The sequence below is a fragment of the Salmonella sp. SJTUF15591 genome (assembly GCF_043356435.1).
In the GTDB taxonomy this organism is placed as follows: Bacteria; Pseudomonadota; Gammaproteobacteria; order Enterobacterales; family Enterobacteriaceae; genus Salmonella; species Salmonella enterica.
Genome location: NZ_JBEUJO010000001.1, coordinates 741,473 through 765,940, shown reverse-complemented (window position 1 = coordinate 765,940; position 24,468 = coordinate 741,473). Strand labels below are relative to the sequence as shown.

The window sequence follows — 24,468 nt, the reverse complement described above, 5'->3', positions numbered from 1 at the left end:
TACAGTCCCTCAAATGAAAATAAGCCTTCAACTTTATGACATGGGCGTGAGATTAGCTATAATGCGCAACAATTTTCTTAGCGTAAAAGTGACAATATGAATTCTCTGTTTGCCAGTACGGCCCGCGGGCTGGAAGAGCTGTTAAAAACTGAACTGGAAAAACTGGGCGCCGTAGGGTGTCAGGTTGTTCAGGGTGGGGTCCATTTTCAGGGCGACACGCGGCTTATTTACCAGAGCCTGATGTGGAGCCGCCTGGCCTCGCGTATTATCCTGCCGATGGGTGAGTGCAAGGTCTACAGCGATCTCGATCTTTACCTCGGCGTTCAGGCGATAAACTGGACAGAGATTTTTAATCCTGGCGCGACGTTTGCGGTGCATTTCAGCGGCCTGAACGACACCATCCGTAATAGTCAGTATGGCGCGATGAAAGTTAAAGACGCGATTGTCGATGCGTTTACGCGGAAAAATCTTCCGCGTCCAAATGTGGACCGCGAATCGCCGGACCTCCGTATTAATGTCTGGCTGAATAAAGAAACTGCCAGCATTGCGCTGGATCTCAGTGGTGATGGCCTGCACCTGCGCGGTTATCGCGATCGCACCGGGCTGGCGCCAATTAAAGAGACGCTGGCGGCAGCGATTGTTATGCGTTCCGGCTGGCAACCAGGTACGCCGCTGCTCGACCCTATGTGTGGTTCGGGGACACTGTTGATTGAGGCCGCGATGTGGGCGACCGATCGCGCGCCGGGACTGCACCGTGGTCACTGGGGATTTAGCGGCTGGGCGCAGCATGACGAAACTATCTGGCAGGAAGTGAAAGCCGAAGCGCAGACCCGGGCGCGTAAGGGACTGGCGGAGTATTCCTCTCATTTCTACGGTTCCGACAGCGATGCGCGCGTCATTGAGCGGGCGCGCAGCAACGCCCGTCGCGCCGGTATCGGCGAGCTTATCACCTTTGAAGTGAAAGATGTGGCGCAACTGAGTAATCCATTGCCGAAAGGCCCGTATGGTACGGTGATCAGTAACCCGCCTTACGGCGAACGTCTGGACAGCGAACCGGCGCTGATTGCGTTGCACAGCCTGCTAGGTCGTACCATGAAAAATCAGTTTGGCGGCTGGAACCTGTCGCTGTTCAGCGCTTCGCCCGATCTGCTGGGCAGCCTGCAATTACGTGCCGACAAACAGTTTAAAGCCAAGAATGGCCCGCTGGACTGTGTGCAGAAAAACTATCATATTGCGGAAACCACGGCGGACAGTAAACCGGCGACGGTGGCGGAAGATTACGCTAATCGCCTGCGTAAAAATCTTAAAAAGCTGGAGAAATGGGCGCGCCAGGAAGGGATTGAATGCTATCGCTTGTATGATGCCGACCTGCCGGAATATAACGTGGCGGTAGACCGTTACGGCGACTGGGCGGTGATTCAGGAATATGCGCCGCCGAAAACGGTGGATGCGCAAAAAGCGCGGCAACGTCTGTTCGATATTATTGCGGCAACCTTGTCAGTGCTCGGTATTCCGCCGAATAAACTGGTGTTAAAAACCCGTGAACGGCAAAAAGGAAAAAACCAGTATCAGAAAATGAGCGAGAAGGGCGAGTTCCTTGAGGTCAGCGAATATAATGCGCGCTTATGGGTAAATCTGACGGATTATCTCGACACCGGTCTGTTCCTCGATCACCGTATTGCCCGCAGAATGCTGGGAGAAATGAGCAAAGGCAAAGATTTCCTGAATCTCTTTTCTTATACCGGCAGCGCCAGCGTACATGCGGGTCTGGGCGGCGCGCGCAGCACCACAACGGTGGATATGTCCCGCACCTATCTGGAGTGGGCCGAACGTAATTTGCGTCTGAACGGACTGAGCGGCCGCGCGCATCGCCTGATTCAGGCCGACTGCCTGGGCTGGCTGCGCGAGGCGAATGAACAGTTCGATTTGATCTTTATCGATCCGCCGACGTTCTCTAACTCAAAACGTATGGAAGAGTCGTTTGATGTTCAGCGCGATCATGTCGCGTTAATGAAAGATTTAAAACGCCTGCTGCGTAAAGGCGGCACCATCATGTTCTCAAATAATAAGCGCGGATTCCGTATGGATCTGGAAGGGCTGGCGGAACTGGGGCTTACCGCACAAGAAATTACGCAAAAAACGCTCTCCCCGGATTTTGCCCGTAACCGTCAGATTCATAACTGCTGGCTGATCCGCGCCGCCTGAAAGGAAAAGTAAATGTCATTAATCAGTATGCATGGCGCATGGCTGTCGTTCAGCGACGCGCCGCTTCTCGATAACGCAGAGTTGCATATCGAAGATAACGAACGCGTCTGTCTGGTGGGGCGTAACGGCGCCGGGAAATCCACCTTGATGAAGATCCTCAACCGCGAACAGGGTCTGGACGATGGGCGTATTATTTATGAGCAGGATCTGATCGTCGCGCGTCTGCAACAGGATCCGCCCCGTAATATTGCGGGCAGCGTCTATGACTTTGTCGCCGAAGGTATCGAAGAACAAGCGGAATACCTCAAGCGCTATCATGAGATTTCCCGTCTGGTGATGACCGATCCCAGCGAGAAAAACCTCAATGAAATGGCGCGCGTACAGGAACAGCTCGATCATCATAATCTGTGGCAGCTGGAAAACCGTATTAATGAAGTGCTGGAGCAGCTTGGACTCGATCCTAACGCCGCGCTGTCGTCGCTCTCCGGCGGCTGGCTGCGTAAAGCCGCGCTGGGTCGGGCGCTGGTCAGCAATCCGCGCGTATTGTTACTGGATGAACCGACTAACCATCTGGATATCGAAACTATCGACTGGCTGGAAGGGTTTCTGAAAACCTTTAACGGAACGATTATTTTTATCTCTCACGATCGTTCGTTTATTCGCAATATGGCAACCCGCATTGTCGATCTCGATCGTGGCAAACTGGTCACCTATCCGGGAAATTACGATCAATACCTGCTGGAGAAAGAAGAAGCGCTGCGCGTAGAAGAATTACAAAACGCGGAATTTGATCGCAAACTGGCGCAGGAAGAAGTCTGGATTCGCCAGGGTATCAAGGCGCGCCGCACCCGTAATGAAGGGCGCGTGCGGGCGTTAAAAGCGATGCGTCGTGAACGCAGCGAGCGTCGGGAAGTGATGGGCACGGCGAAGATGCAGGTCGAGGAGGCGACGCGCTCCGGTAAAATCGTTTTTGAGATGGAAAACGTCGATTACCAGGTAGAAGGAAAACAACTGGTAAAAGATTTCTCCGCTCAGGTACAGCGCGGCGACAAGATTGCGTTAATTGGCCCGAACGGCTGCGGTAAAACCACGCTACTGAAACTGATGCTGGGACAGCTTCAGGCTGACAGCGGGCGCATCCACGTAGGAACGAAGCTGGAAGTCGCCTACTTCGATCAGCATCGCGCCGAACTGGATCCGGAAAAAACCGTGATGGATAACCTTGCGGAAGGCAAGCAAGAGGTGATGGTAAACGGTAAGCCGCGCCATGTACTGGGTTATTTGCAGGACTTCCTGTTTCACCCCAAACGGGCGATGACGCCCGTCCGCGCGCTTTCCGGCGGCGAACGTAACCGTCTGCTGCTGGCACGACTGTTCCTCAAGCCGAGCAATCTTTTAATTCTCGATGAACCAACGAACGATCTTGACGTCGAAACGCTGGAACTATTAGAAGAATTAATTGATGGCTATCAGGGCACGGTACTACTGGTCAGCCACGATCGGCAATTTGTCGATAATACCGTGACGGAATGCTGGATTTTCGAGGGCGGCGGCAAAATCGGACGTTATATCGGCGGCTACCATGATGCGCGTGCGCAGCAAGAGCAGCATCTGGCGACGAAACAGCCGATGGCGAAAAAAAATGAGGAAGTTATTGCCCCTAAAGCAGAAATTGTAAAACGTGGCAGTAGCAAACTAAGCTATAAACTGCAGCGCGAGCTGGAGCAGTTACCCGGTCAGCTTGAAGACCTGGAAGCGAAGCTGGAAGCGCTACAGGCGCAGGTTGCGGATGCGGCCTTTTTTAGCCAACCCCATGAGCAAACGCAAAAAGTTCTGGCCGATTTAAGTCAGGCGGAGCAAGAACTTGAGCAAGCCTTCGAACGTTGGGAGTATCTTGAAGGCCTGAAAAACGGGGCATAACGAAAGGAGCGCCTATGTGTGAACATCACCATGCTGCGAAGCACATATTGTGCCCGCAATGCGACATGCTGGTGGCTTTACCCCGCCTCTCGCATGGGCAAAAAGCAGCATGTCCACGATGCGGCGCAACGTTAACGACCGAGTGGGACGCGCCCCGGCAGCGTCCTACCGCCTATGCGTTAGCGGCACTATTTATGTTGCTGCTTTCTAACCTTTTTCCCTTCGTGAATATGAATGTCGCGGGCGTCACCAGCGAAGTCACGCTTCTGGAAATCCCCGGCGTCATGTTTTCTGAAGATTACGCCAGCCTCGGCACGTTCTTTTTGTTATTTGTCCAACTGGTGCCGGCATTTTGCCTGGTGACCATTCTATTACTTGTCAACCGCGCCAGTCTGCCGTTGTCGGTAAAAAAAACGCTGGCAAGGATCTTTTTCCTCCTCAAATCGTGGGGAATGGCGGAAATATTTCTCGCCGGGGTGTTGGTCAGTTTTGTTAAGCTGATGGCCTACGGCGATATCGGCATCGGCAGCAGTTTTATTCCCTGGTGCTTATTTTGTCTCGTTCAACTGCGGGCGTTCCAGTGTGTCGATCGCCACTGGTTGTGGGATGATATCGCCCCGCAGCCTGCACTGGCGCAGCCGTTAACGCCGGGGATTACCGGTATCCGGCAGTCTTTGCGTTCTTGCGCCTGCTGCACGGCGATCCTGCCTGCGGAGAGTCTCGTCTGTCCGCGTTGCCATACGAAAGGCTATGTCCGGCGTAAAAACAGTTTGCAGTGGACGCTGGCGTTATTATTTACCTCGATCATGCTTTATCTGCCCGCCAATATTTTGCCGATTATGATTACCGACTTACTGGGCTCGAAAATGCCGTCGACCATTCTGGCTGGCGTGATTTTGCTGTGGAGCGAGGGGTCTTATCCGGTGGCGGCGGTTATCTTTCTCGCCAGTATTATGGTGCCGACTCTAAAAATGATCGCCATTGCCTGGCTTTGTTGGGATGCGAAAGGCCACGGTAAGCGCGACAGTGAACGGATGCATTTTATTTATGAAGTAGTGGAGTTTGTGGGGCGCTGGTCAATGATTGATGTCTTTGTCATTGCCGTACTCTCTGCGCTGGTGCGTATGGGAGGGTTAATGAATATTTATCCTGCGATGGGTGCGTTGATGTTTGCTTTAGTCGTCATAATGACAATGTTTTCTGCGATGACCTTTGATCCGCGTCTGTCGTGGGATCGTGAATACGAACCAGGCCATGAGGAGTCCTGATAGCATGGAACCTAAAAAAGGGGAAGCCAAAGTACAAAAGGTGAAAAATTGGTCGCCTGTCTGGATATTCCCGATTGTTACTGCGCTTATCGGAGCCTGGATTCTGTTTTATCACTACAGCCACCAGGGACCGGAAGTTACCTTAATTACCACCAATGCGGAAGGCATTGAAGGCGGAAAAACGACGATCAAAAGTCGCAGCGTGGATGTCGGCGTGGTTGAAAGCGCGACGCTGACTGACGATCTGACCCATGTACAAATCAAAGCGCGGCTTCATTCCGGTATGGAAAAGTTGCTGCATAAAGACTCGGTATTTTGGGTCGTAAAACCGCAGGTGGGGCGTGAAGGCATCAGCGGGCTTGGGACGCTGCTATCAGGCGCGTATATTGAACTACAACCAGGAAGTAAGGGCAGCCAGCCGGAAAGCTATCAGCTTCTTGACTCACCGCCGTTGGCGCCGCCCGATGCCAAAGGTATTCGTGTGATTCTGGACAGCAAAAAGGCCGGTCAGCTCAGTCCTGGCGATCCCGTTCTGTTCCGGGGCTATCGGGTAGGATCCGTTGAAACCAGCTCTTTCGATCCGCAAAAACGGACAATGAGTTATCAGTTGTTCATTAAGGCGCCAAACGATCGATTGGTCACCAGTAATGTCCGATTCTGGAAAGATAGCGGTATCGCTGTGGATCTGACATCGGCGGGAATGCGCGTGGAAATGGGATCGTTGACGACGTTGTTTGGCGGCGGCGTGAGTTTTGATGTGCCGGAAGGACTTGAGCAGGGGCAACCCGTCGCCGAAAAAACGGCGTTTAATCTCTACGACGATCAAAAAAGTATTCAGGATTCGCTGTATACCGATCATATCGATTACCTGATGTTCTTTAAAGATTCGGTGCGCGGATTACAACCCGGCGCGCCGCTGGAGTTCCGCGGTATTCGTCTGGGGACGGTAAGCAAAGTGCCTTTCTTTGCGTCTAAAATGCGCCAGGTATTTAACGACGATTACCGTATTCCTGTGCTGGTGCGCATTGAACCGGAGCGTCTGAAAGCGCAATTGGGAGAAAATGCGGATGTTGGCGCGCATTTGACGGAACTGCTTAAGCGCGGTTTACGCGCTTCGCTTAAAACCGGTAACCTGGTGACCGGGGCGCTGTATGTCGATCTGGACTTTTATCCTAAGGAGCCGCCGATTACCGGGCTACGCGAATTTGATGGTTATGAAATTATTCCCACCGTCAGCAGCGGCCTGGCGCAAATTCAACAGCGACTGGTGGAAACGTTGGATAAGATCAACAACCTGCCGCTGAATCCGATGATTGAACAAGCGACCAATACGCTGTCTGAAAGCCAGCGTACTATGCGTCGGCTGCAAACCACGCTGGATAATATGAACAAGATTACCTCCAGTCAGTCGATGCAGCAGCTTCCGGCGGATATGCAAACGACGTTACGCGAACTTAACCGCAGTATGCAGGGCTTCCAGCCTGGATCGGCGGCGTATAACAAAATGGTGGCGGATATGCAGCGTCTCGATCAGGTGCTTCGTGAGTTACAACCGGTGTTGAAAACTCTGAACGAGAAGAGCAACGCGCTGGTATTTGAAGCGAAGGATAAAAAAGATCCTGAGCCTAAGAGGGCGAAACAATGAAAAAATGGCTAGTCGTGATAATGGCGTTCTGGCTAGCGTCATGTAGCTCCGGCGGAGAGAATAAAAGCTATTATCAGCTCCCGATAGCGCAAAGCGGTGTGCAAAGCACCGCAAGCCAGGGCAACCGTCTCTTATGGGTAGAGCAGGTTTCCGTACCTGACTATCTGGCAGGTAACGGCGTGGTGTATCAAACCAGTGATGTTCAGTATGTGATTGCCAATAACAATCTGTGGGCCAGCCCGCTGGACCAGCAATTACGTAACACGCTGGTGGCGAATCTTAGCGCCCGGCTTCCTGGCTGGGTCGTCGCTTCCCAGCCGTTGGGAACCACCCAGGATACGTTAAACGTTACCGTAACCGGATTCCATGGACGCTACGATGGTAAGGTTATCGTCAGCGGGGAGTGGTTATTAAACCACAATGGACAGCTGATTAAGCGGCCTTTCCATATCGAAGCCAGTCAGCAGAAAGATGGCTATGATGAGATGGTCAAAGTACTGGCAAGCGCATGGAGTCAGGAAGCAGCCGCTATCGCAGATGAGATAAAGCGCCTTCCCTGAGATAAAAGTAATGTAAATTTAACCGCTTCAGGTCGTGCGCCTGAGGCGGTTTTTTTATTTTTGACGCCGGAAAAATAGTTGTTATGGCTCACATTTTTTGTACAAATGATTTACCGTATAGCTCACAAATATGACATTGGTGTGAATTTTGCGCATTGACGGGCGATCCATTTAGAGGTATTCGTGTAGTGTGATTGCACATTTTGTAATCATTGTTTTCTTTTCCACCAGATACAAATATGAGGGAAACGAGGCATGAAGAGACAAAAACGAGATCGCCTGGAACGGGCACATCAACGTGGATATCAGGCCGGCATCGCCGGACGATCAAAAGAAATGTGTCCCTATCAGACGCTGAATCAACGGTCATACTGGTTGGGAGGTTGGCGACAAGCCATGGAGGACAGGGCGGTAATGGCCTGATTCTGTCTCTTTAGAAAAAGAAACCTCCGCAGGGCGGAGGTTTCGCCTTTATGGGCTTTGCAAGCATGATACCGATAGCGCGGAATATCAATTCAACACTTAGAACGCGGAAGTATCCTGGAACAAACCGACTTTCAAATCGTGTGCGGTATAGATCAGACGACCATCCACCAGAACCTCACCGTCCGCCAGGCCCATGATCAGGCGACGGTTTACGATACGTTTGAAATGAATACGATAGGTGACTTTCCTGGCTGTCGGCAGAACCTGGCCGGTAAATTTCACTTCGCCCACGCCCAGAGCGCGGCCTTTGCCTTCGCCGCCCAACCAGCCCAGGTAGAATCCCACCAATTGCCACATAGCATCCAGACCCAGACAACCGGGCATCACCGGATCGCCGATAAAGTGGCATCCGAAGAACCATAGATCCGGATTGATATCCAGCTCGGCTTCGACATAGCCTTTGTCGAAATTGCCGCCCGTTTCGGTCATCTTAACGACGCGGTCCATCATCAGCATGTTCGGCGCAGGGAGTTGCGGCCCTTTAGCGCCAAACAGTTCACCACGACCAGAGGCAAGAAGGTCTTCTTTTGTATAGGATTCGCGTTTATCTACCATGTTTTATGTAAACCTTATTTTATTGAAGCACGCAGGATAGCTAACACGTGTACGCTGAACAAGTCCGATCAGTTCGGAATAAAAGCGTTCAGCCAACGTAATGGCCACGGGAAACGATGACGGCCTTCCTGTTGCGTCGCCTGCGCGATACGCTCCTGGATAGTCTGCATCAACGTCGTTTGACCTTCGCCATCCCACACCAGATTTAACAGTAACGGTAAGGCGTCGGTCACGTCGTCTACCGCCCAGATAGTGAACTTTTCTTCTTTAACCGCTTGCAGCAGTTCAGATTTAAGACTGAGATGGCGGACGTTGGCGGCAGGGATAATTACGCCCTGTTTACCGTTTAATTCCCGCTGCTCGCAGATGGCGAAGAAACCTTCAATTTTTTCGTTTAGCCCGCCCACCGGTTGCGCGCGACCAAACTGATCGACCGAGCCGGTAATCGCAATGTTTTGATTCACTGGCACATTGGCCAGCGCGCTGATGAGCGCACATAATTCCGCCATTGAGGCGCTATCGCCATCCACTTCGCTGTAGGACTGCTCAAAGGTTAACGAGGCAGAGAAGGGAATTTGTTGCTCTAGCTGCAACTCAGACATCAGGAAGGCCTGCATAATCATCATTCCCTTAGCGTGGATATTCCCGCCAAGTTCGGCCTTGCGCTCAATATCGTTAAATTCGCCATCGCCGATATGCACAACACAGCTAATTCGCGACGGTTCGCCAAAGGCGCGCGGATGTCCGGGAAACTCAATGACGGAAAGCGCATTGATTTGTCCAACGCGTTCGCCTTCGGTTTCAATCAGGATCTGCTCTTGCAGAATCTCATCCTGCATCCGCTCCGCCAGAAAGCCTTCTCGCCATTCGCGTCGGGCAAGCATCAGACTGAGCGCTTCTTCGCCGCAGGTATCGCCTTCGCATAAAGGCGCCGCTTCCTTAAACTGGCGGGCTATCCACAGTGGGCAAAGAGGCAGCGTATCCTGTTCGCCGGTATAGCGCACAGCCTCGCGTATCAGGACGGGCCAGGCGTCCGGTGCCGGAGGGGGCAAATTATCGCGTAAAGCGATACGCGTCACCCATTGACACCACAGGGTCATAGCTTCTGCGTCCGCTATCTGTAAATTGTCTTCAAATTCACTGTAGATAGCCTGTTCCGCGAGCTCCGGTTCCATCTCCTGAAAATCAGCCAGTGATTCACGTTCGCCAACCAGAATCACCTTCAGTTTGAGCGGCATTGATGGCACGGAGACCGGTAATGGACGCGACTCGTCAAAGGCCACCCAGTCAAAACGCTCGCGGCTAACGATGGCTTTCAGACGCATCCACAGTAACGGCTGCGCCAGAAGGGTTCGTAAGGAAATAATCAGCACGCCGCCGTTCGCCTGATGAACCAGTCCCGGCTGCAGGATAATGTCGCCGTTATACTGCCGCAGGCAACCAAAGAGCTGTTCGGCTTCGACCCAGTCCGCGCTGACGACTTGTGTGATGGTGGCAAAGTTGTCTTGCGCATTCTGCGCGGCGCGGTAATGAACAGTATGCCCGGAAACGTCATAATGTCCGCCGGTTAATTGTCCGGCATCGGTTTGCAGAGCGCGGACGGCATCTGAAAGTAAAGTGAGATACTCTTGCTCTTCAGGCGCTTTAGTCAGCATAAAAGAGGATGATGCCCACGGCTGTATAAGTTGCTCAAGCGCAAATTGCAGTCGTGGCTGAGTATCACTGAGTAAGGTGTCGTTTTCGTCAGTCGCGTGTGGCTGTGCAAATATCTCCTGATAGCTTTCGCTATCCGGAACCAGATCACGCCATGCAAGTTTCGTAATGGTCAAAGTTGAGGTTTTTTAGTCTGTTGTAAAAGGGGGGATTATAGCCTAACCCGTCACGCTGCACACGCGGAAAGCGAATGCAAAGTAATATGAAGACGTGTAACCATTCACAGGTTCGAGATTCTTTTCTTCAGATGGCTAAAAAACTGATATTCTGATAACAGTTACACGGTAACATTGGGATCACAATGAAATATCAACAACTTGAAAATCTTGAAAGCGGTTGGAAATGGAAATATCTGGTGAAAAAGCACCGCGAAGGGGAGTTGATCACCCGCTACGTGGAAGCCAGTGCTGCCCAGGAAGCCGTCAATTTGTTGTTGGCCCTCGAAAATGAACCGGTGCGGGTAAACGTCTGGATAGACAGGCATATGAATCCTGCCTTGCTTAATCGGATGAAACAAACCATTCGGGCAAGACGCAAACGACACTTCAATGCGGAACATCAGCATACGCGCAAAAAATCTATCGATTTAGAGTTTATGGTCTGGCAGCGTCTGGCGGGCCTTGCGCAGCGACGCGGTAAAACATTATCTGAAACGATAGTGCAACTGATAGAAGACGCGGAGCATAAAGAGAAATATGCCACGCAAATGACCACGTTAAAGCAGGATTTACAGGCGTTATTAGGCAAGAAGTAACGCTGAAAGGCGTTGTCGCCCAGACCAGAGCAAAAAACCCCGCGACGCGGGGTTTTTTATCAGACGGAAACTTAAGCCTGCGGCTGAGTTACCACGTCTTTAACGCCTTTAACTTCGATCTCTACGCGACGATCCGGAGCCAGGCAATCGATCAGGGCAGCGCGAGGTTTCACGTTGTCACAGGTGTTGCCGGTAACCGGGTTAGATTCGCCCATACCACGTGCGGAGATTTTGTCAGACGGAATACCTTTGGAGATCAGGTAATCAACAACAGACTGAGCACGTTTCTCGGACAGACCCTGGTTGTAAGCGTCAGAACCGATACGGTCAGTGAAGCCCAGAACGACAACGGAACCGTCTTTCGGATCCAGGTTGCTCAGCTGGCTGTACAGCTGATCCAGAGCCTGCTGGCCTTCCGGCTTCAGGGTAGATTTGTTGAAGTTGAACAGTACGTCAGACTTCAGAGTGAAGTGCTTGGTCTGTACTTCCGGAGCCGGAGCCGGTGCCGGAGCTACTACCGGAGCAGCTTCTTGCTGGCCGAAACGGTAGGAAACACCTACGCTCAGCAGGCCGTTGTCCGGACGGGTGCCGATGGTGTTGGCATCACCGATGTTGTTAGTCCACTGGTATTCCAGACGGGTTGCGATTTCAGGGGTGATAGCATACTCGATACCGCCCGCGAATACCGGGGAAACGCCGGTGTCGTGGTCTTTAGTAGACGGGCCGCCAGGGACGTTAGACTTGGTGTCTGCACGCCATACCATACCACCCAGACGGGTATAAACGTCCAGATCGTCAGTGATTGGATAACCCAGTTTAGCGGTCAACTGAACGCCCTGAGCTTTATAAGCGCCATTGATGTTGTCGCCTTTGTACGGCATACGGCCTAACCAGTCGTAGCCCATTTCAAAGCCAACGTACGGGTTAACCTGGTAACCACCAAAAGCACCTGCGCCCAGTTGGTTTTCATGAGTCGGGCCATCATTGTTAATGAAGCCGGTGTCATGGTACTGAGACCAGCCCAGTTTAGCACCAGCGTACCAGGTGTTATCTTTCGGAGCGGCCTGCGCTACGGTAGCGAAACCAGCCAGTGCCACTGCAATCGCGATAGCTGTCTTTTTCATTTTTTGCGCCTCGTTATCATCCAAAATACGCCATGAATATCTCCAACGAGATAACACGGTTAAATCCTTCACCGGGGGATCTGCTCAATAGTTACTCTACCGATATCTACGGCTTATGCTGAGCACCCCTGGCGATGTAAAGTCTACAACGTAGTTGGAAACTTACAAGTGTGAACTCCGTCAGACATGTGAAAAAAACATGACGGATATACACATCATTTAACAGTTTCAGATGATAAATCGTACAGCAAAAATTGCGGAAACCGCTTCTGACAAGCGTTCTCGCAAAAAAAACGTTAGCACTCAAAGGAGATACGTTCGCGTAAAAAAAAGTCCAGGATAAATCCTAATTTTACTTAATGATACAAATTAGAGTGAATTTTTAGCCCGGAATGCTGTCTCCTGGGTAAAGCGTGCGCACGTATAGGGCGCATGATAAACCCTACCGCATTACCTACCTTCGCTGCTTCAACCAGGCTGGCATGTTCTTCTTCTGTCAGTTCTTCAGTCATCCAACCAATTACCACGCTGTAATTTCCTGTACGCAAAGCGCGGATCATCGACTCCAGCGTATGACGAGGCGCAAGCTGGCTAATTTGCATCACTTTCGTTAATGGCAAACCTGAAGACTGTACCCATTCACGGCTGAGCTTTTGCTGCGGCGTGAGCCAGAGCTGCCAGCGTGATTGTTGGCCTAACTGACGGAGTAAAGGCAAAAGCAGGAGTTGCGCCATCATGGGCTGGTCTTCGTGGTAGACAACTTCACTGACCAGTCCTGCCGCGGCATTTTCCGTAGCGGTGCGCGCAGCGTTGTGGGTAGTGGTAGGAAATGACGAAGAACGATTTGCATAACCTGAAGTGTACATAATCAATCCAGCCCTGTGAGTTACTGTATATTCATACAGTACCCCTGTGGCGATGAAAGATCAACTCTATTTTCGGAAACTGTCTCGCAATTTTTATTCTTAGTGGCGTCAAAAATAAAAATCATCTTGCTCGCGGAGTATAAGTTGCCTATTTTCGTCATTAACGGATCCGTTACTGCAAATCATTCTTTTACTTTATGATTTAAAAGGAATTTTATGAGAGCACTCTCTTATGACAGGATCTATAAATCGCAAGAATATTTGGCCTCTTTGGGGACGATCCAGTATCGATCTTTATTCGGTAGCTATAGTCTGACCGTGGAGGATACCGTCTTTGCGATGGTGGCTAATGGCGAGCTTTATCTCCGCGCCTGTGAAGAAAGCGTCCCCTACTGTGTGAAGCATCCTCCCGCCTGGCTCATGTTTATGAAATGTGGACGTCCCGTTATGCTCAACTATTACCGGGTGGATGAAAGCCTGTGGCGCGATCAGCAGCAGCTGGTGCGTTTATCGAAGTATTCTCTTGACGCGGCAATGAAGGAAAAACACAGCCGTATTTTACAGCACAGACTCAAAGATCTCCCCAATATGACCTTCCATCTGGAAACATTGCTCAATGAGTCAGGGATAAAGGACGAAAATATGTTACGCATACTGGGCGCGAAAATGTGCTGGCTAAGGTTGCGACAAAGCAATCCCTTGCTGACGGTGAAAGTTTTGTATGCCCTGGAAGGCGCAATTGTCGGCGTACATGAAGCGGCGCTCCCGGCGAGTCGTCGCCAGGAGCTTGCCGACTGGGCTCACTCGCTTACGGCTGGGTAATTAATGTAGAAGTCGGCGGTGAAATTTGCCGTTGCAAGCGTCCAATCTCGGGCAGTAAGGCAATGAGCAAACCAATTTGTTGAACAACCAGAGGTTCTTTGCTGTCCGGACGTGTTTCCAGTGACTGAACTCGCTGCTTTAAACCCTCCAGCGCCTGGTGTACGCGCTGTTCGTCTTCAGGTTGATGATGAAGCGCATCATCAACGTAGCAGACCGCGTCATCCAGAAGCCCCAACACGTCCGGATTACTGAGCTTTTCGCGGTGCGCGCCGAGGGCGGAGATATAGCTGGTAAAAGTGTGATTGAGGCAAAGCAGCCTGAACGCCGCCTCCCGGGTTTCAGCCGTGACGTCGGGTTCGCTCGACATATTAGAAACCACGGATGCCAGTTCTGCATCGCGGTTGTGCGCGTCGCGTCTGGCAATGCGATAGGCCAGGCGGTTATCCCGTCCCTGGTGATATTGCTCAAGGATCGCATCAAGGTAGCGGCAATTAGCATCGGTGGCGCGCTGGAGTACCCGGGGAAGGTTGCGAAAGCGCCAGTCCGGCCAAATAAAGCTGACCGCAGCCCAGGCGATAGCGCAGCCAATTAACGTGTCGACGACGCGCGGTAACGCTACCTCAAAGCCTTCGCCCAGGAGGTTAAAGCAGAGTAATACCAGCAGGGTGATGAACATCGTCGCATGGGCATACTGCACATTACGGAATGCGAAGAAAAGCACGCCGGTAATCACCAGCAGAACTAACTGTCCTTCAAGCGAAGGGACAAACCATAAAATCGGCAGGCCGATCGCAACGCCTACCAATGTACCGATAATCCTGAGCGCAAGGCGATGGCGGGTCGCGTTATAGTTAGGCTGACAAACGAACAGGCTGGTGAGCAATATCCAGTACCCGTGGCGCATCCCGGTAATTTGGATGAGAGCATAACCGATGCACAATACCAGTGACATGCGTACCGCATGGCGAAAGAGAGCGGACTCCGGGGTAAAATTACGGCTCAGACGCAGCCAGATGTCGCTAAACCCGTGCAGGCTATCATCAGCCAACTGGTTTTCTGACTCATTGCGCGGCATTGCCTGGGCCTGCTCCGACTCGATCGTCGCCAGTTGCGCATCAATGGCGCGTAGGTTGGTTAATAAGAATCCAAGCGTATTTAACAGCTCTAAAGAAGCGCCGCTGGCGCGCATACGTTCAAGCGCGGCGTCAATGTGGGTAAAGACGCGTTCAAAACGCGGATCATGCTGGTACGGCGTACGCAGTAAGATACAGCGCGCCAGCTGCGTACAGGCCTGCGCCTGCATCGACATCAGACGCTGAAAGCGGAACATGACGTCGCTATGGCGAAAATAATCGCGCAGCGTCTGGTATTGAATATGCGAAGAACTGGCGCGTTCATGAATATCCTGCGCCACAAAATAGTAATGGAGGGTGCGGCGCGTACCGCGTTGACCGCGATCGCCGCGCAGTCGAGTCAACAACGACACTTTCGTTTGGTTCAGCGTCGCCATTAACTGCCCGTTCGCTAACGCTAAATCATAGAGCGGCGCCTGGCTTTCATCTTCAATATCAGGATCAAACAGACGTGATTTCAGTTCCAGATAGTGCGCCAACTGTTCGTAACTGCGTGCCAGATTATCCTGCAACGGGCGGATCGGAAATAGCAGATGCCCGGTTAGCGTCAGTAGGTTATACCATACTGCGCCTGCTAGCAGGAGCAGTGGTTGCTGATACCAGTGCGCATATAAAGAGGTACCCAGCATCGTATAGATGGCAATGAGTAACGCGCCGAACGCGATGGTGGCATAGCGTTGCCCTAGTCCTCCCAACAGAATAAATCCGCTGGTGGATAACGTTAAGCCCAACGCAAATAGCCACGGCCAGGGAAAGAGCAGCTCCACAGAAGCCGACGCGATAAAAAAGCAAATTAAGGTAATGATTAAATTACGCAAGCGTCCGGCAAGGCGGTCGTCGAGATCGGTTAGCGCCGCGGCAACCATACCGAGCGTGAGCGGGATGGTCAGTTTGACGTCGCCCAGCCACCAGGGCAGGGCGGTGGTGCCGCACAGAGCGATAAAAATGCGGATGTAATACAGCCAGGTACTGTTCCAGGTATAACGGCGAATCAACGGACTTAACATAAAGGCTATTTGTCCCGATCATTCAAAACGGCGGCGCGCGTTAGCTTCTCGCGCGGCGCGAGCGGTTTCTACAGAGACGACGCGGCGACCGACAGGCCAAAGCGCAATCGCGGCAATTTTAAAGTTCGCAATACCGACAGGTATCCCGATGATAGTGACACACTGCGCGATACCGGAGGCAATGTGCATCAGGCATAGCCACCAGCCGAAAAAAAGTAACCAGAAAATATTCAGCAAGGTACCGCCAGTATTCATTAATACGCTTTTCGCCGCCGGATTAAGTTCGTCAACGTGAATGGCTTCATTACCGTAAGGGAACAGGGACAGTTTGGTTATCTCCCAGCAGGAGCGGGTCAACGGCAGGGTAAAAATAAGCACAATACTGACAAGCGTCGCCAGCAGCCAGGCCAGCGTAGTGGCAAAGCCGCCCAGTACAAAGTTTAAAATATTCAGAACGGTACGCATAAACCCTCAGTTCATTCCGGTTTTCTATCACTGCGGGCAATTGTAACGTTTTTTTAGACTGGAGCACGTTTTCTCTGGCGGTTACACTGATAAGCACATCTTTACGTCTGGATTCGCTGAGTCATGGAACTGAAAGCAACTTCTCTTGGAAAACGTCTGGCGCAACACCCGTATGATCGTGCCGAGATCCTCAACGCTGGGGTGAAAGTGTCTGGCGACAGGCATGAATATCTTATTCCATTCAATCAGTTATTGGCGATTCACTGTAAGCGTGGGCTGGTATGGGGCGAGCTGGAGTTTGTCCTGCCGGAGGATAAAGTCGTGCGTTTGCACGGTACCGAGTGGTCGGAAACCCAGCAATTCCATCGCTATCTGGACGCGCACTGGCGTCGCTGGAGCCAGGAGATGAGTGATGTCGCCGCGCAGGCATTACAGGAGCAATGGGCGCGTATTAGTGAGCGAACGGGCGAAAACCAATGGCTTACCCGTGAACGCGTTCGGGGGCTGGAACACGAAATTCGCCAGACGTTTGCCGCCTTACCGCTGCCGGTCTCACGTCTGGAGGAGTTTGCTCACTGTCGCGAGATATGGCGTAAGTGTCTGGCATGGTTACAGGATAGCGAGGGAAGTCGGCAGCAGCATAATCAGGCGTATGCTGATGCCATGCTGGAAGCGCATGCCGACTTTTTTACGCAGATAGAATCCTCTCCGCTTAATCCTTCCCAGGCCAGGGCGGTGGTTAACGGCGAATCATCGTTACTGGTACTGGCGGGTGCGGGAAGCGGCAAGACCTCGGTGCTGGTGGCGCGCGCGGGTTGGCTGTTGGCGCGCGGACAAGCCGATGCGGGGCAAATTCTTTTACTGGCGTTTGGTCGCAAGGCGGCAGAAGAGATGGATGAGCGTATCCGCGAGCGCTTACATACGGAAGAGATTACTGCCCGTACGTTCCATTCGCTGGCGCTGTATATTATTCAGCAAGGCAGTAAAAAAGCGCCGGTTATCAGTAAGCTGGAAAGTGACGCCACCGCGCGGCATCAGCTATTTCTGCGCACCTGGCGTCAGCAGTGTAGCGAGAAAAAAGCGCAGGCCAAAGGCTGGCGTCAGTGGCTGGAAGAGGAGATGCAGTGGGTAGTGCCGGAAGGTAATTTCTGGGACGATGAGACATTGCAGCGGCGTCTGGCCCCTCGCCTGGATCGTTGGGTCAGTTTGATGCGTATGCACGGCGGCGCGCAGGCAGAAATGATCGCTGGCGCGCCAGAGGAGTGCCGCGAGCTGTTTGGCAAACGCATTAAGTTGATGGCGCCGCTGCTGAAGGCCTGGAAAAGCGCATTGAAAGCGGAAAATGCCGTTGATTTCTCCGGGCTGATCCATCAGGCAATGGTGATCCTCGAAAAAGGGCGTTTTATCAGCCCGTGGAAGCATATTCTGGTCGATGAATTTCAGGATATTTCCCCGCAACGGGCGGCGCTGTTAGAGGCGCTACGCAAGCAGAATAGCCAGACTACGCTGTTTGCCGTTGGCGATGACTGGCAGGCGATTTACCGTTTTAGCGGGGCGCAGCTCTCCTTAACGACGGCGTTTCATCAGACGTTCGGCGAGGGCGAGCATTGCCACCTGGACACCACGTACCGTTTTAACAGTCGGATTGGCGATATTGCCAATCGCTTTGTACAGCAGAATCCGCACCAGCTTAAAAAACCGTTAAATAGTCTGACCCCAGGCGATAAAAAAGCGGTGACGTTATTGGATGAAAGCCAGTTGGACGCGTTACTGGATAAATTATCCGGCTATGCGAAGGAAGATGAACGTATCCTGGTGCTGGCGCGCTATCACCATCTGAAACCCGCGAGTCTACAAAAAGCGGCGACTCGCTGGCCGAAGTTACAGATAGACTTCATGACTATCCATGCCAGCAAAGGCCAACAGGCCGATTACGTGATTCTTGTCGGATTGCAGGAGGGTAACGACGGTTTCCCCGCCCCGGCGCGAGAATCCATTATGGAAAGTGCGCTTCTTCCTCAGGTTGAGGATTTTCCGGACGCTGAAGAGCGGCGTTTGTTATATGTGGCGTTGACGCGCGCGCGTGCGCGGGTCTGGCTGCTTTTCAATAAAGATAATCCCTCGCGCTTTGTGGAGGCGCTTAAACAGCTGGATGTGCCGGTGGCGAGGAAGCCCTAAAGCGCGGGCGGTACAGCATCCCGCCCGCGTAGCGGTTATTTCAGGCGCTCGGCCAGATAACGCGCATAATCCGGAATAAGAATATCTACAGCGTCATTAAAATGCGGGGACTGGATGATAAAGTCCGCCGTTGAGACGTTAGTGGCGACAGGGATATTCCATACGGTGGCCAGACGCAGTAGCGCTTTGACATCGGGGTCGTGCGGTACCGCGTTAAGCGGGTCCCAGAAGAAAATCAACACGTCGATTTTCCCTTCTGAAATGAGCGCGCCAACCTGCTGGTCGCCGCCCATCGGGCCGCTCAGCATCGCATTAACGTCCATACCGGTTGCGCGCTGGATCAGATTCCCCGTAGTGCCGGTTGCATAAAGAACGTGTTTTTCCAGCAACGGCTGATGGCGTTCCACCCAGTTCATTAACATCTGTTTGCAGTGGTCGTGAGCAACCAACGCGATATGTTTGCGCGTCGGCAAGGTGCGAGTCGTCAGTTCCATAATTCGATTCCGTAGTTAACCTGTCTACAGATTACTGGAAGCGCTTGATGCTGCAAGAGAAAGACAAAAAAATTGCGCGCTGGGACAACTCATATCAAGAGGGCGGCTGTTTTTCCGCCCATTGCAGAAAATGATTGCGTGTCTGCGGGTCGGCCAGTCGGAACCAATATTTCAGCCGCTGTTCTGTCAGAGTTTGTGATTGTGGCGGTACGGTATCAAGCTCTGAGACGTCGGAAAGTAATGTGCTGTCGTCTGCCATCATCGTGGCGAACTGAGGAAGCGAGGCGCGTTTTGCCGATTTATTATAACGCTCGGTCTCTATTTCATAATCAACCACTTTAGCCGTAGAAGTAATGGCCAGAATATCGAGTTTTACCGGAATGGGCATGGCGTCGCCATCCAAAAGCGCCAGACGCGGCGCCGCGTTAAAATGCGAGGCTTCGCGCTCGTTTTCCAGCCGCGGGAGCTGGAAATTGACCTGACTTATCAGTTGGGTATCGAAACTTATCACCAGCGGCGGAGAAATATAAAGCCGCTCTTCATTACCGGGCAGGCGGATGGTTTTTTCCACCCGGAAAACGAGTTGATGCGGCCCGTTTTCCAGTTCAATGCTCTCTGCGCCGCGTAATAAAGAGCTGGACACCTTTTTGCCGTCCAGCACCAGCAGATCAACCTCATTAGACAGACGGAGCGTTGTGGCAAAAACAGTCACCGGCAAACAGAGAGCAAGGAAGGTGGTTAGCGCGCCGGTTTTCATAAGGTTCTCCTGTCCAAAGGCCGTCTGGCTAATAATGTATCGAAATTTTTCTTAGATCATGTTTACTAACATATAGACATATTTTGGCGTTTTGCTCTCATACATCGGTATGGGATGAATGGTTGCTATGTCAGGTTTGTCATACACTTTGCAAAACAGCCAGGAGAAAGATGATGAAAGAGACCGATATTGCTGATGTTTTGACGTCCACTCGCACTATCGCGCTGGTAGGTGCGAGCGATAAACCCGATCGTCCAAGTTATCGGGTAATGAAATACCTGCTTGAACAGGGCTACCATGTTATTCCGGTTGCGCCAAAAGTCGCGGGTAAGACATTGCTGGGGCAACAGGGGTATGCCACGCTGGCGGATATTCCCGAAAAAGTCGATATGGTGGATGTTTTTCGCAACTCTGAAGCTGCATGGGGCGTCGCGCAGGAAGCTATCGCCATCGGCGCAAAAACGCTGTGGCTACAGCTTGGCGTGATCAACGAACAGGCGGCGGTACTGGCGCGGGATGCAGGCATGACCGTGGTGATGGATCGCTGCCCGGCGATTGAGATCCCTCGCCTGGGGCTGGCGAAATAAAAGTTTAAATGGCCGGATATCGCTCTCCGGCCTTTTAAATACAATCAGTTACGTAGTCGCGGCGCCTGAAGCTGCTTGCGAATGGTACGCGCCAGTTCATCCATCGATGGCTGTTCTGGATGCTCGTCCCGCATTTCGCTTCGCAACTGGGCCTCGGCCAGATAAGTATGCACTGGCTGACCATCATCATCTTCCATTACCACATGGTACCACGGAGCGGCGCGAAGTTCGTCGTTAACCGCCAGTTCATCAGGCGACGGCTCATCAAGCGAATATTCCGGGTCGATATCGACGACCACTCCGAGATAACCTAACAGGGAATGGCGGACCTGTTGGCCGATACCGAATTTGCTGGCTATCATAGTCACCTCCCGGGAAATAGATACCCTTTATATGAGGATACTATTCCACTTTTCAAGTTACATGACGCGACAGGCAAACCCTTTCAGATACAGCCCTTCCGGGTAGGTGGCGATCACCGGGTGATCGGCGGCCTGACGGAACTGCTCTATAAATTGTACATCACGACCGGCATCTATTGCGGCATCGGCAATGATTTTCTGAAATAAATCGCTGGTCATCAGTCCGGAGCAAGAGAATGTCAGCAGTATGCCGCCCGGATTGAGCAGTTGAATCGCTAACATGTTAATGTCTTTATAGCCCCGGCAGGCACCCATTAACTGGCTTTTATTTTCGACGAATTTGGGCGGGTCCATGATGATGACGTCGAATTTTTCGCCGTGTTCACGGTAAGCGCGCAGCAACTTAAACACGTCATCGCGCACGAATTCGGCTTTGCTCAAGTCCAGTTGGTTCAGTTCAACGTTTTGCCTGGCGATATCCAGCGCATCCTGTGAGGTATCCACGCTGACAACCTGGCGACAACCGCCCATTAATGCCGACACGGCAAAACCGCCGGTATAAGAGAAGCAGTTCAGTACCCGCTGATTTTCCACGTAGCGGCGCGTCGCCAGACGACTGTCGCGCTGATCAAGATAATAACCGGTTTTGTGGCCGCCCTGGATATCGACCAGCAATTTCATACCGTGTTCTTCAATTGGCAGAAGCGCAGGCGGCAGTTCGCCAGTGACCGGGCCTTGCGTCAGCGCCATCCCTTCTTTTTTCCGCACGGCGACGTCGCTGCGATCGTAAATAGCGCAATCCGGATAGCATGTTTGCAGCGCGCTAATTAATGCGGCGCGTTGATATTCGGCCCCGGCGCTGAGCAGTTGCAGCACCAAAAAATGGCCAAAACGATCGATAGTGACGCCAGGCAGGCCATCGGACTCACCGGCGATCAGACGATAGCTATCCAGGCCGTCTTTTTTCGCCAGCCAGTCGCGCCACTGCTGCGCCTGGCGCAGGCGGCGGGTGAAAAACGCAATATCAATGGATTCTGCTTTATCAAATGTCCAGACGCGCGCGCGGATCTGGGATGCTGGCGACCAGGCGCCGCGTGCTAACCACTTTCCCTGATGGTCGACGATATCGATAGTTTCACCGAGGTTGGCTTTGCCTTCCAGGCGGGAGACGGCGCCGGAAAAGACCCATGGGTGGCGGCGGAGTAAAGATTTTTCTCGCCCTTTGCTGAGGACTAAACGGGGATATTGCGGAAATGTAGATTCAGTCATGCGGAGTAACCTCTCACAAACAGTGACGCGAGCCGGATGATAGCTCCAGCCAGGGACCGTGAAAACGAAATGGCGCGTAGGGTAGCACAGATGAGAGAGGCAATCACCAGCGTATGGCGGTGAGCGTTTCTGCACAAAATAGAATCGTAAAGGCACAGTTTCTTCAGTGGGCGCTTTTTATAGTGTTATTTCTTTACATGAAGAAGGAAATACAATGAAAACAGTCTTCTCTTTGACCGCAGCCGCAATGATGGCATTGAGTGGCGGCGTATCTGCCGCGTCGGCGTTTAGCCTCAGTAGCGCGGATATTCCGGCGGATTTTCGTTTAACGCAACAGCATGTCTTTAAAGGATTTGGTTGTAGCGGAGAAAATATTTCGCCGCAGCTGAGCTGGCGCAATCCGCCTGCCGGAACCAAAAGCTACGCTATTACCGTCTTCGATCCTGATGCGCCCACCGGAAGCGGCTGGTGGCACTGGACGATGGTGAATATTCCTGCGCAGATTCACGACCTGCCGACGGGGGCTGATAAAAAAACGTTACCCGCTGGAGTGGTGCAGGGACGGAATGATTTCGGTTATGCTGGCTTTGGCGGCGCCTGTCCGCCGCCGGGCGATAAGCCTCATCGCTATCAGTTTACTGTGTGGGCGCTGAATACGGCAACACTGCCGCTCGACAGTGAGTCGAGTGGCGCGTTGGTAGGGTTTATGCTTAACGCGCATATGATTGCGAAAGCACAATTCACGGCCACATACGGAAGATAAAATAGAGGACGGCACGGTGCAGGAGATGCATATTCGACATCAGGATCTTACGACGGCAGAGGTGCGTTCCAGTCATCTGCACCGTTTGCATCGTGTTACGCTTTTTTCCGCCGCTATCTGCCATATTACGCAGGGCAGTAAAGTCATCATTCAGGATGATAGCCGCCTTGTCGCCGGGCCGGGCGAGTTGATTATTATTCCGGCGAACACGCCGCTGGAGATTATTAATCAGCCTGCGCAGAACGGTTTTCGCTCCGACCTGTTGTTACTTTCACCGGAGATTATTGCTCGCTTTAAAACGATGTACGTTCAGGATTATCCACCGGCAAACCTGACATCGCTGTGTACGCCGATGAGCCGTAGCCTGACATTTATGTGGGAGAACGTGTTGGATGCTGTGCGCCAGGGTTTACCCGTTGGGCTACAGGAACATCAGGCGATGGGGTTACTGTTAGCGCTTTTGCATGATGGCGCGGCAGGACCGCTGCTTATTGAACGGCGTTACACCCTCACGGAGCAGGTGCGGCAACTGATTATGCTCTCGCCTGCTAAGCTATGGACAGCCCAGGAGATAGCCCGCCGTCTTGCTATGGGAACATCGACGCTGCGTCGGCGTTTGCAGCGCGAATCGCAGAGTTATCGACAAATTGTTGAAGAGGTGCGCATGTCCTGCGCGCTTTCTCAACTGCAATCGACGACGCTGCCGATCGGCGAAATAGCGCTACGGTGCGGCTACCTGTCGGGGTCGCGGTTTACGGCCAGATTCCGCCAACATTATGGGTGTCTGCCCAGTCAGGTACGTTAAGTATGTCCTGTATGAGCCTCCACCACTGATTATGAAAGGAGAACCATCATGTCGAACGTCTGCATTATCGCCTGGGTTTATGGTCGCGTTCAGGGAGTCGGGTTTCGCTATACCACGCAGCATGAGGCGCAGCGGCTGGGGTTAACCGGCTATGCGAAGAATATGGATGACGGAAGCGTAGAAGTGGTGGCCTGTGGCGACGCGGCGCAGGTGGAAAAACTCATCAAGTGGCTGAAAGAGGGCGGGCCGCGCTCTGCTCGTGTGGACAAAATCCTCACTGAACCGCACAGCCCTCGCGAGACGCTAACAGGCTTTAGTATTCGGTATTAAATACATTTTACCGGCTTGGGCAGACCGGCGATTTTGGTCGCTTGCTTTGCCGGGCCTTTCGGGAACAGACGATATAGATAGCGGCTGTTGCCTTTTTCTTCGCCGAACTTATTCGCCATCGCTTTTACCAGCATTCGGATGGCGGGAGAGGTATTAAACTCCAGGTAAAATTCGCGCACGAAGCGCACGACTTCCCAGTGTTCCGCAGAGAGCTCAATGCCTTCATTGGCGGCGATAGCGACTGCCAGCGCTTCACTCCACTGCGTCGTCTCTTTCAGATAGCCTTCGCTATCAGTACTGATTTCTTTACCTTCAAAGATCAACATAACGTTTCACTGCGTAATCAACACGGACGGCAGTGTAGCAAAAAATAAAGCCCTGCATAAGCAGGGCTGGAAGA

General features: G+C 52.4%; 24 protein-coding genes. 13 read left to right on the top strand and 11 right to left on the bottom strand.

Annotation, left to right across the window (positions count from 1 at the left end):
- The first annotated feature begins 96 nt into the window (after window positions 1–96).
- The 6 genes from rlmKL to rmf all read left to right on the top strand — a co-directional run bounded on the left by rlmKL (window position 97) and on the right by rmf (window position 8,021).
- Window positions 97–2,205, top strand: coding sequence for a bifunctional 23S rRNA (guanine(2069)-N(7))-methyltransferase RlmK/23S rRNA (guanine(2445)-N(2))-methyltransferase RlmL (gene rlmKL, locus ABVM99_RS03905; RefSeq protein ID WP_001086485.1), 2,109 nt, complete (start codon window positions 97–99; stop codon window positions 2,203–2,205).
- A 12-nt stretch (window positions 2,206–2,217) separates the two neighbouring features.
- Window positions 2,218–4,125: an ABC transporter ATP-binding protein gene (locus ABVM99_RS03900; RefSeq protein ID WP_000053051.1), complete on the top strand. Its 1,908-nt coding sequence runs from the start codon at window positions 2,218–2,220 to the stop codon at window positions 4,123–4,125.
- A gap of 14 nt (window positions 4,126–4,139) precedes the next feature.
- Complete coding sequence (gene pqiA, locus ABVM99_RS03895) at window positions 4,140–5,393, top strand: membrane integrity-associated transporter subunit PqiA (protein WP_017440926.1); 1,254 nt, start codon at window positions 4,140–4,142, stop codon at window positions 5,391–5,393.
- A 4-nt stretch (window positions 5,394–5,397) separates the two neighbouring features.
- Window positions 5,398–7,038: an intermembrane transport protein PqiB gene (pqiB, locus tag ABVM99_RS03890; RefSeq protein ID WP_000433414.1), complete on the top strand. Its 1,641-nt coding sequence runs from the start codon at window positions 5,398–5,400 to the stop codon at window positions 7,036–7,038.
- The gene (gene pqiC / locus ABVM99_RS03885; protein ID WP_000759136.1) at window positions 7,035–7,598 is read left to right on the top strand and encodes a membrane integrity-associated transporter subunit PqiC; all 564 of its coding nucleotides are present in this window, start codon (window positions 7,035–7,037) and stop codon (window positions 7,596–7,598) included. Before pqiB ends, pqiC begins: the two co-directional genes overlap by 4 nt.
- Before the next feature lie 255 nt (window positions 7,599–7,853).
- Entirely contained in the window at window positions 7,854–8,021 is a 168-nt protein-coding gene (gene rmf / locus ABVM99_RS03880; protein ID WP_001537784.1) for a ribosome modulation factor, read from the top strand.
- Window positions 8,022–8,120: 99 nt separating this feature from the next.
- On the opposite strand, the gene fabA is transcribed toward rmf, so the two are convergent.
- Window positions 8,121–8,639 (bottom strand): bifunctional 3-hydroxydecanoyl-ACP dehydratase/trans-2-decenoyl-ACP isomerase, encoded by a 519-nt coding sequence (fabA, locus tag ABVM99_RS03875; protein ID WP_000227928.1) that lies wholly within the window; start codon window positions 8,637–8,639, stop codon window positions 8,121–8,123.
- Between the two features lie 68 nt (window positions 8,640–8,707).
- A complete protein-coding gene (locus tag ABVM99_RS03870; RefSeq protein ID WP_052938278.1) occupies window positions 8,708–10,468 on the bottom strand; it encodes a Lon protease family protein in 1,761 nt (586 codons plus the stop codon).
- A 185-nt stretch (window positions 10,469–10,653) separates the two neighbouring features.
- On the opposite strand from ABVM99_RS03870, the gene matP reads away from it, so the two are divergent.
- Window positions 10,654–11,106, top strand: a complete 453-nt coding sequence (gene matP / locus ABVM99_RS03865) for a macrodomain Ter protein MatP (protein WP_000877172.1) — start codon at window positions 10,654–10,656, stop codon at window positions 11,104–11,106.
- A 71-nt stretch (window positions 11,107–11,177) separates the two neighbouring features.
- Here matP and ompA read toward each other — a convergent pair whose 3' ends face one another.
- Both ompA and sulA read right to left on the bottom strand, forming a co-directional pair.
- Window positions 11,178–12,230 carry a porin OmpA gene (ompA, locus tag ABVM99_RS03860; protein ID WP_001670727.1) on the bottom strand — a complete coding sequence of 351 codons (1,053 nt, stop codon included), beginning with the start codon at window positions 12,228–12,230 and terminating at the stop codon, window positions 11,178–11,180.
- 356 nt (window positions 12,231–12,586) lie between these two features.
- On the bottom strand, window positions 12,587–13,096 hold the full coding sequence (gene sulA, locus ABVM99_RS03855; protein ID WP_023195822.1) for an SOS-induced cell division inhibitor SulA: 510 nt from the start codon (window positions 13,094–13,096) through the stop codon (window positions 12,587–12,589).
- Window positions 13,097–13,312: 216 nt separating this feature from the next.
- Here sulA and ABVM99_RS03850 point away from each other — a divergent pair, with 216 nt between their 5' ends.
- Window positions 13,313–13,918: a TfoX/Sxy family DNA transformation protein gene (locus ABVM99_RS03850; protein WP_001202375.1), complete on the top strand. Its 606-nt coding sequence runs from the start codon at window positions 13,313–13,315 to the stop codon at window positions 13,916–13,918.
- On the opposite strand, the gene yccS is transcribed toward ABVM99_RS03850, so the two are convergent.
- The gene (gene yccS, locus ABVM99_RS03845; RefSeq protein ID WP_001726973.1) at window positions 13,905–16,058 is read right to left on the bottom strand and encodes a YccS family putative transporter; all 2,154 of its coding nucleotides are present in this window, start codon (window positions 16,056–16,058) and stop codon (window positions 13,905–13,907) included. The two genes, ABVM99_RS03850 and yccS, sit on opposite strands and share 14 nt — an antisense overlap.
- Before the next feature lie 18 nt (window positions 16,059–16,076).
- Entirely contained in the window at window positions 16,077–16,523 is a 447-nt protein-coding gene (locus ABVM99_RS03840) for a YccF domain-containing protein (protein ID WP_001261222.1), read from the bottom strand.
- A 123-nt stretch (window positions 16,524–16,646) separates the two neighbouring features.
- Between ABVM99_RS03840 and helD the strand changes: the two genes are divergently transcribed.
- On the top strand, window positions 16,647–18,701 hold the full coding sequence (helD, locus tag ABVM99_RS03835; protein ID WP_000420500.1) for a DNA helicase IV: 2,055 nt from the start codon (window positions 16,647–16,649) through the stop codon (window positions 18,699–18,701).
- Between the two features lie 35 nt (window positions 18,702–18,736).
- On the opposite strand, the gene mgsA is transcribed toward helD, so the two are convergent.
- Together mgsA and ABVM99_RS03825 are read right to left on the bottom strand one after the other, a co-directional pair.
- The gene (gene mgsA / locus ABVM99_RS03830) at window positions 18,737–19,195 is read right to left on the bottom strand and encodes a methylglyoxal synthase (RefSeq protein WP_000424187.1); all 459 of its coding nucleotides are present in this window, start codon (window positions 19,193–19,195) and stop codon (window positions 18,737–18,739) included.
- A 94-nt stretch (window positions 19,196–19,289) separates the two neighbouring features.
- Window positions 19,290–19,952 carry a DUF2057 family protein gene (locus ABVM99_RS03825; RefSeq protein ID WP_000847733.1) on the bottom strand — a complete coding sequence of 221 codons (663 nt, stop codon included), beginning with the start codon at window positions 19,950–19,952 and terminating at the stop codon, window positions 19,290–19,292.
- 173 nt (window positions 19,953–20,125) lie between these two features.
- Between ABVM99_RS03825 and ABVM99_RS03820 the strand changes: the two genes are divergently transcribed.
- Window positions 20,126–20,539, top strand: a complete 414-nt coding sequence (locus tag ABVM99_RS03820; RefSeq protein ID WP_001537782.1) for a CoA-binding protein — start codon at window positions 20,126–20,128, stop codon at window positions 20,537–20,539.
- A 44-nt stretch (window positions 20,540–20,583) separates the two neighbouring features.
- Here ABVM99_RS03820 and hspQ read toward each other — a convergent pair whose 3' ends face one another.
- Window positions 20,584–20,901 carry a heat shock protein HspQ gene (hspQ, locus tag ABVM99_RS03815; RefSeq protein WP_000561983.1) on the bottom strand — a complete coding sequence of 106 codons (318 nt, stop codon included), beginning with the start codon at window positions 20,899–20,901 and terminating at the stop codon, window positions 20,584–20,586.
- A 57-nt stretch (window positions 20,902–20,958) separates the two neighbouring features.
- Window positions 20,959–22,170, bottom strand: coding sequence for a 23S rRNA (cytosine(1962)-C(5))-methyltransferase RlmI (gene rlmI, locus ABVM99_RS03810; protein ID WP_000140480.1), 1,212 nt, complete (start codon window positions 22,168–22,170; stop codon window positions 20,959–20,961).
- A 214-nt stretch (window positions 22,171–22,384) separates the two neighbouring features.
- On the opposite strand from rlmI, the gene ABVM99_RS03805 reads away from it, so the two are divergent.
- Genes ABVM99_RS03805 through yccX form a run of 3 tightly spaced genes read left to right on the top strand, consistent with a single transcriptional unit; the run spans window position 22,385 to window position 24,068 of the window.
- On the top strand, window positions 22,385–22,933 hold the full coding sequence (locus tag ABVM99_RS03805) for a YbhB/YbcL family Raf kinase inhibitor-like protein (RefSeq protein ID WP_000859415.1): 549 nt from the start codon (window positions 22,385–22,387) through the stop codon (window positions 22,931–22,933).
- Between the two features lie 25 nt (window positions 22,934–22,958).
- Complete coding sequence (locus ABVM99_RS03800; protein WP_000548082.1) at window positions 22,959–23,738, top strand: helix-turn-helix transcriptional regulator; 780 nt, start codon at window positions 22,959–22,961, stop codon at window positions 23,736–23,738.
- A 48-nt stretch (window positions 23,739–23,786) separates the two neighbouring features.
- Window positions 23,787–24,068: an acylphosphatase gene (gene yccX, locus ABVM99_RS03795; RefSeq protein WP_000072884.1), complete on the top strand. Its 282-nt coding sequence runs from the start codon at window positions 23,787–23,789 to the stop codon at window positions 24,066–24,068.
- Here the strand turns inward: yccX and tusE are convergent.
- Complete coding sequence (gene tusE / locus ABVM99_RS03790; RefSeq protein ID WP_000904446.1) at window positions 24,065–24,394, bottom strand: sulfurtransferase TusE; 330 nt, start codon at window positions 24,392–24,394, stop codon at window positions 24,065–24,067. The two genes, yccX and tusE, sit on opposite strands and share 4 nt — an antisense overlap.
- Window positions 24,395–24,468 lie beyond the last annotated feature (74 nt).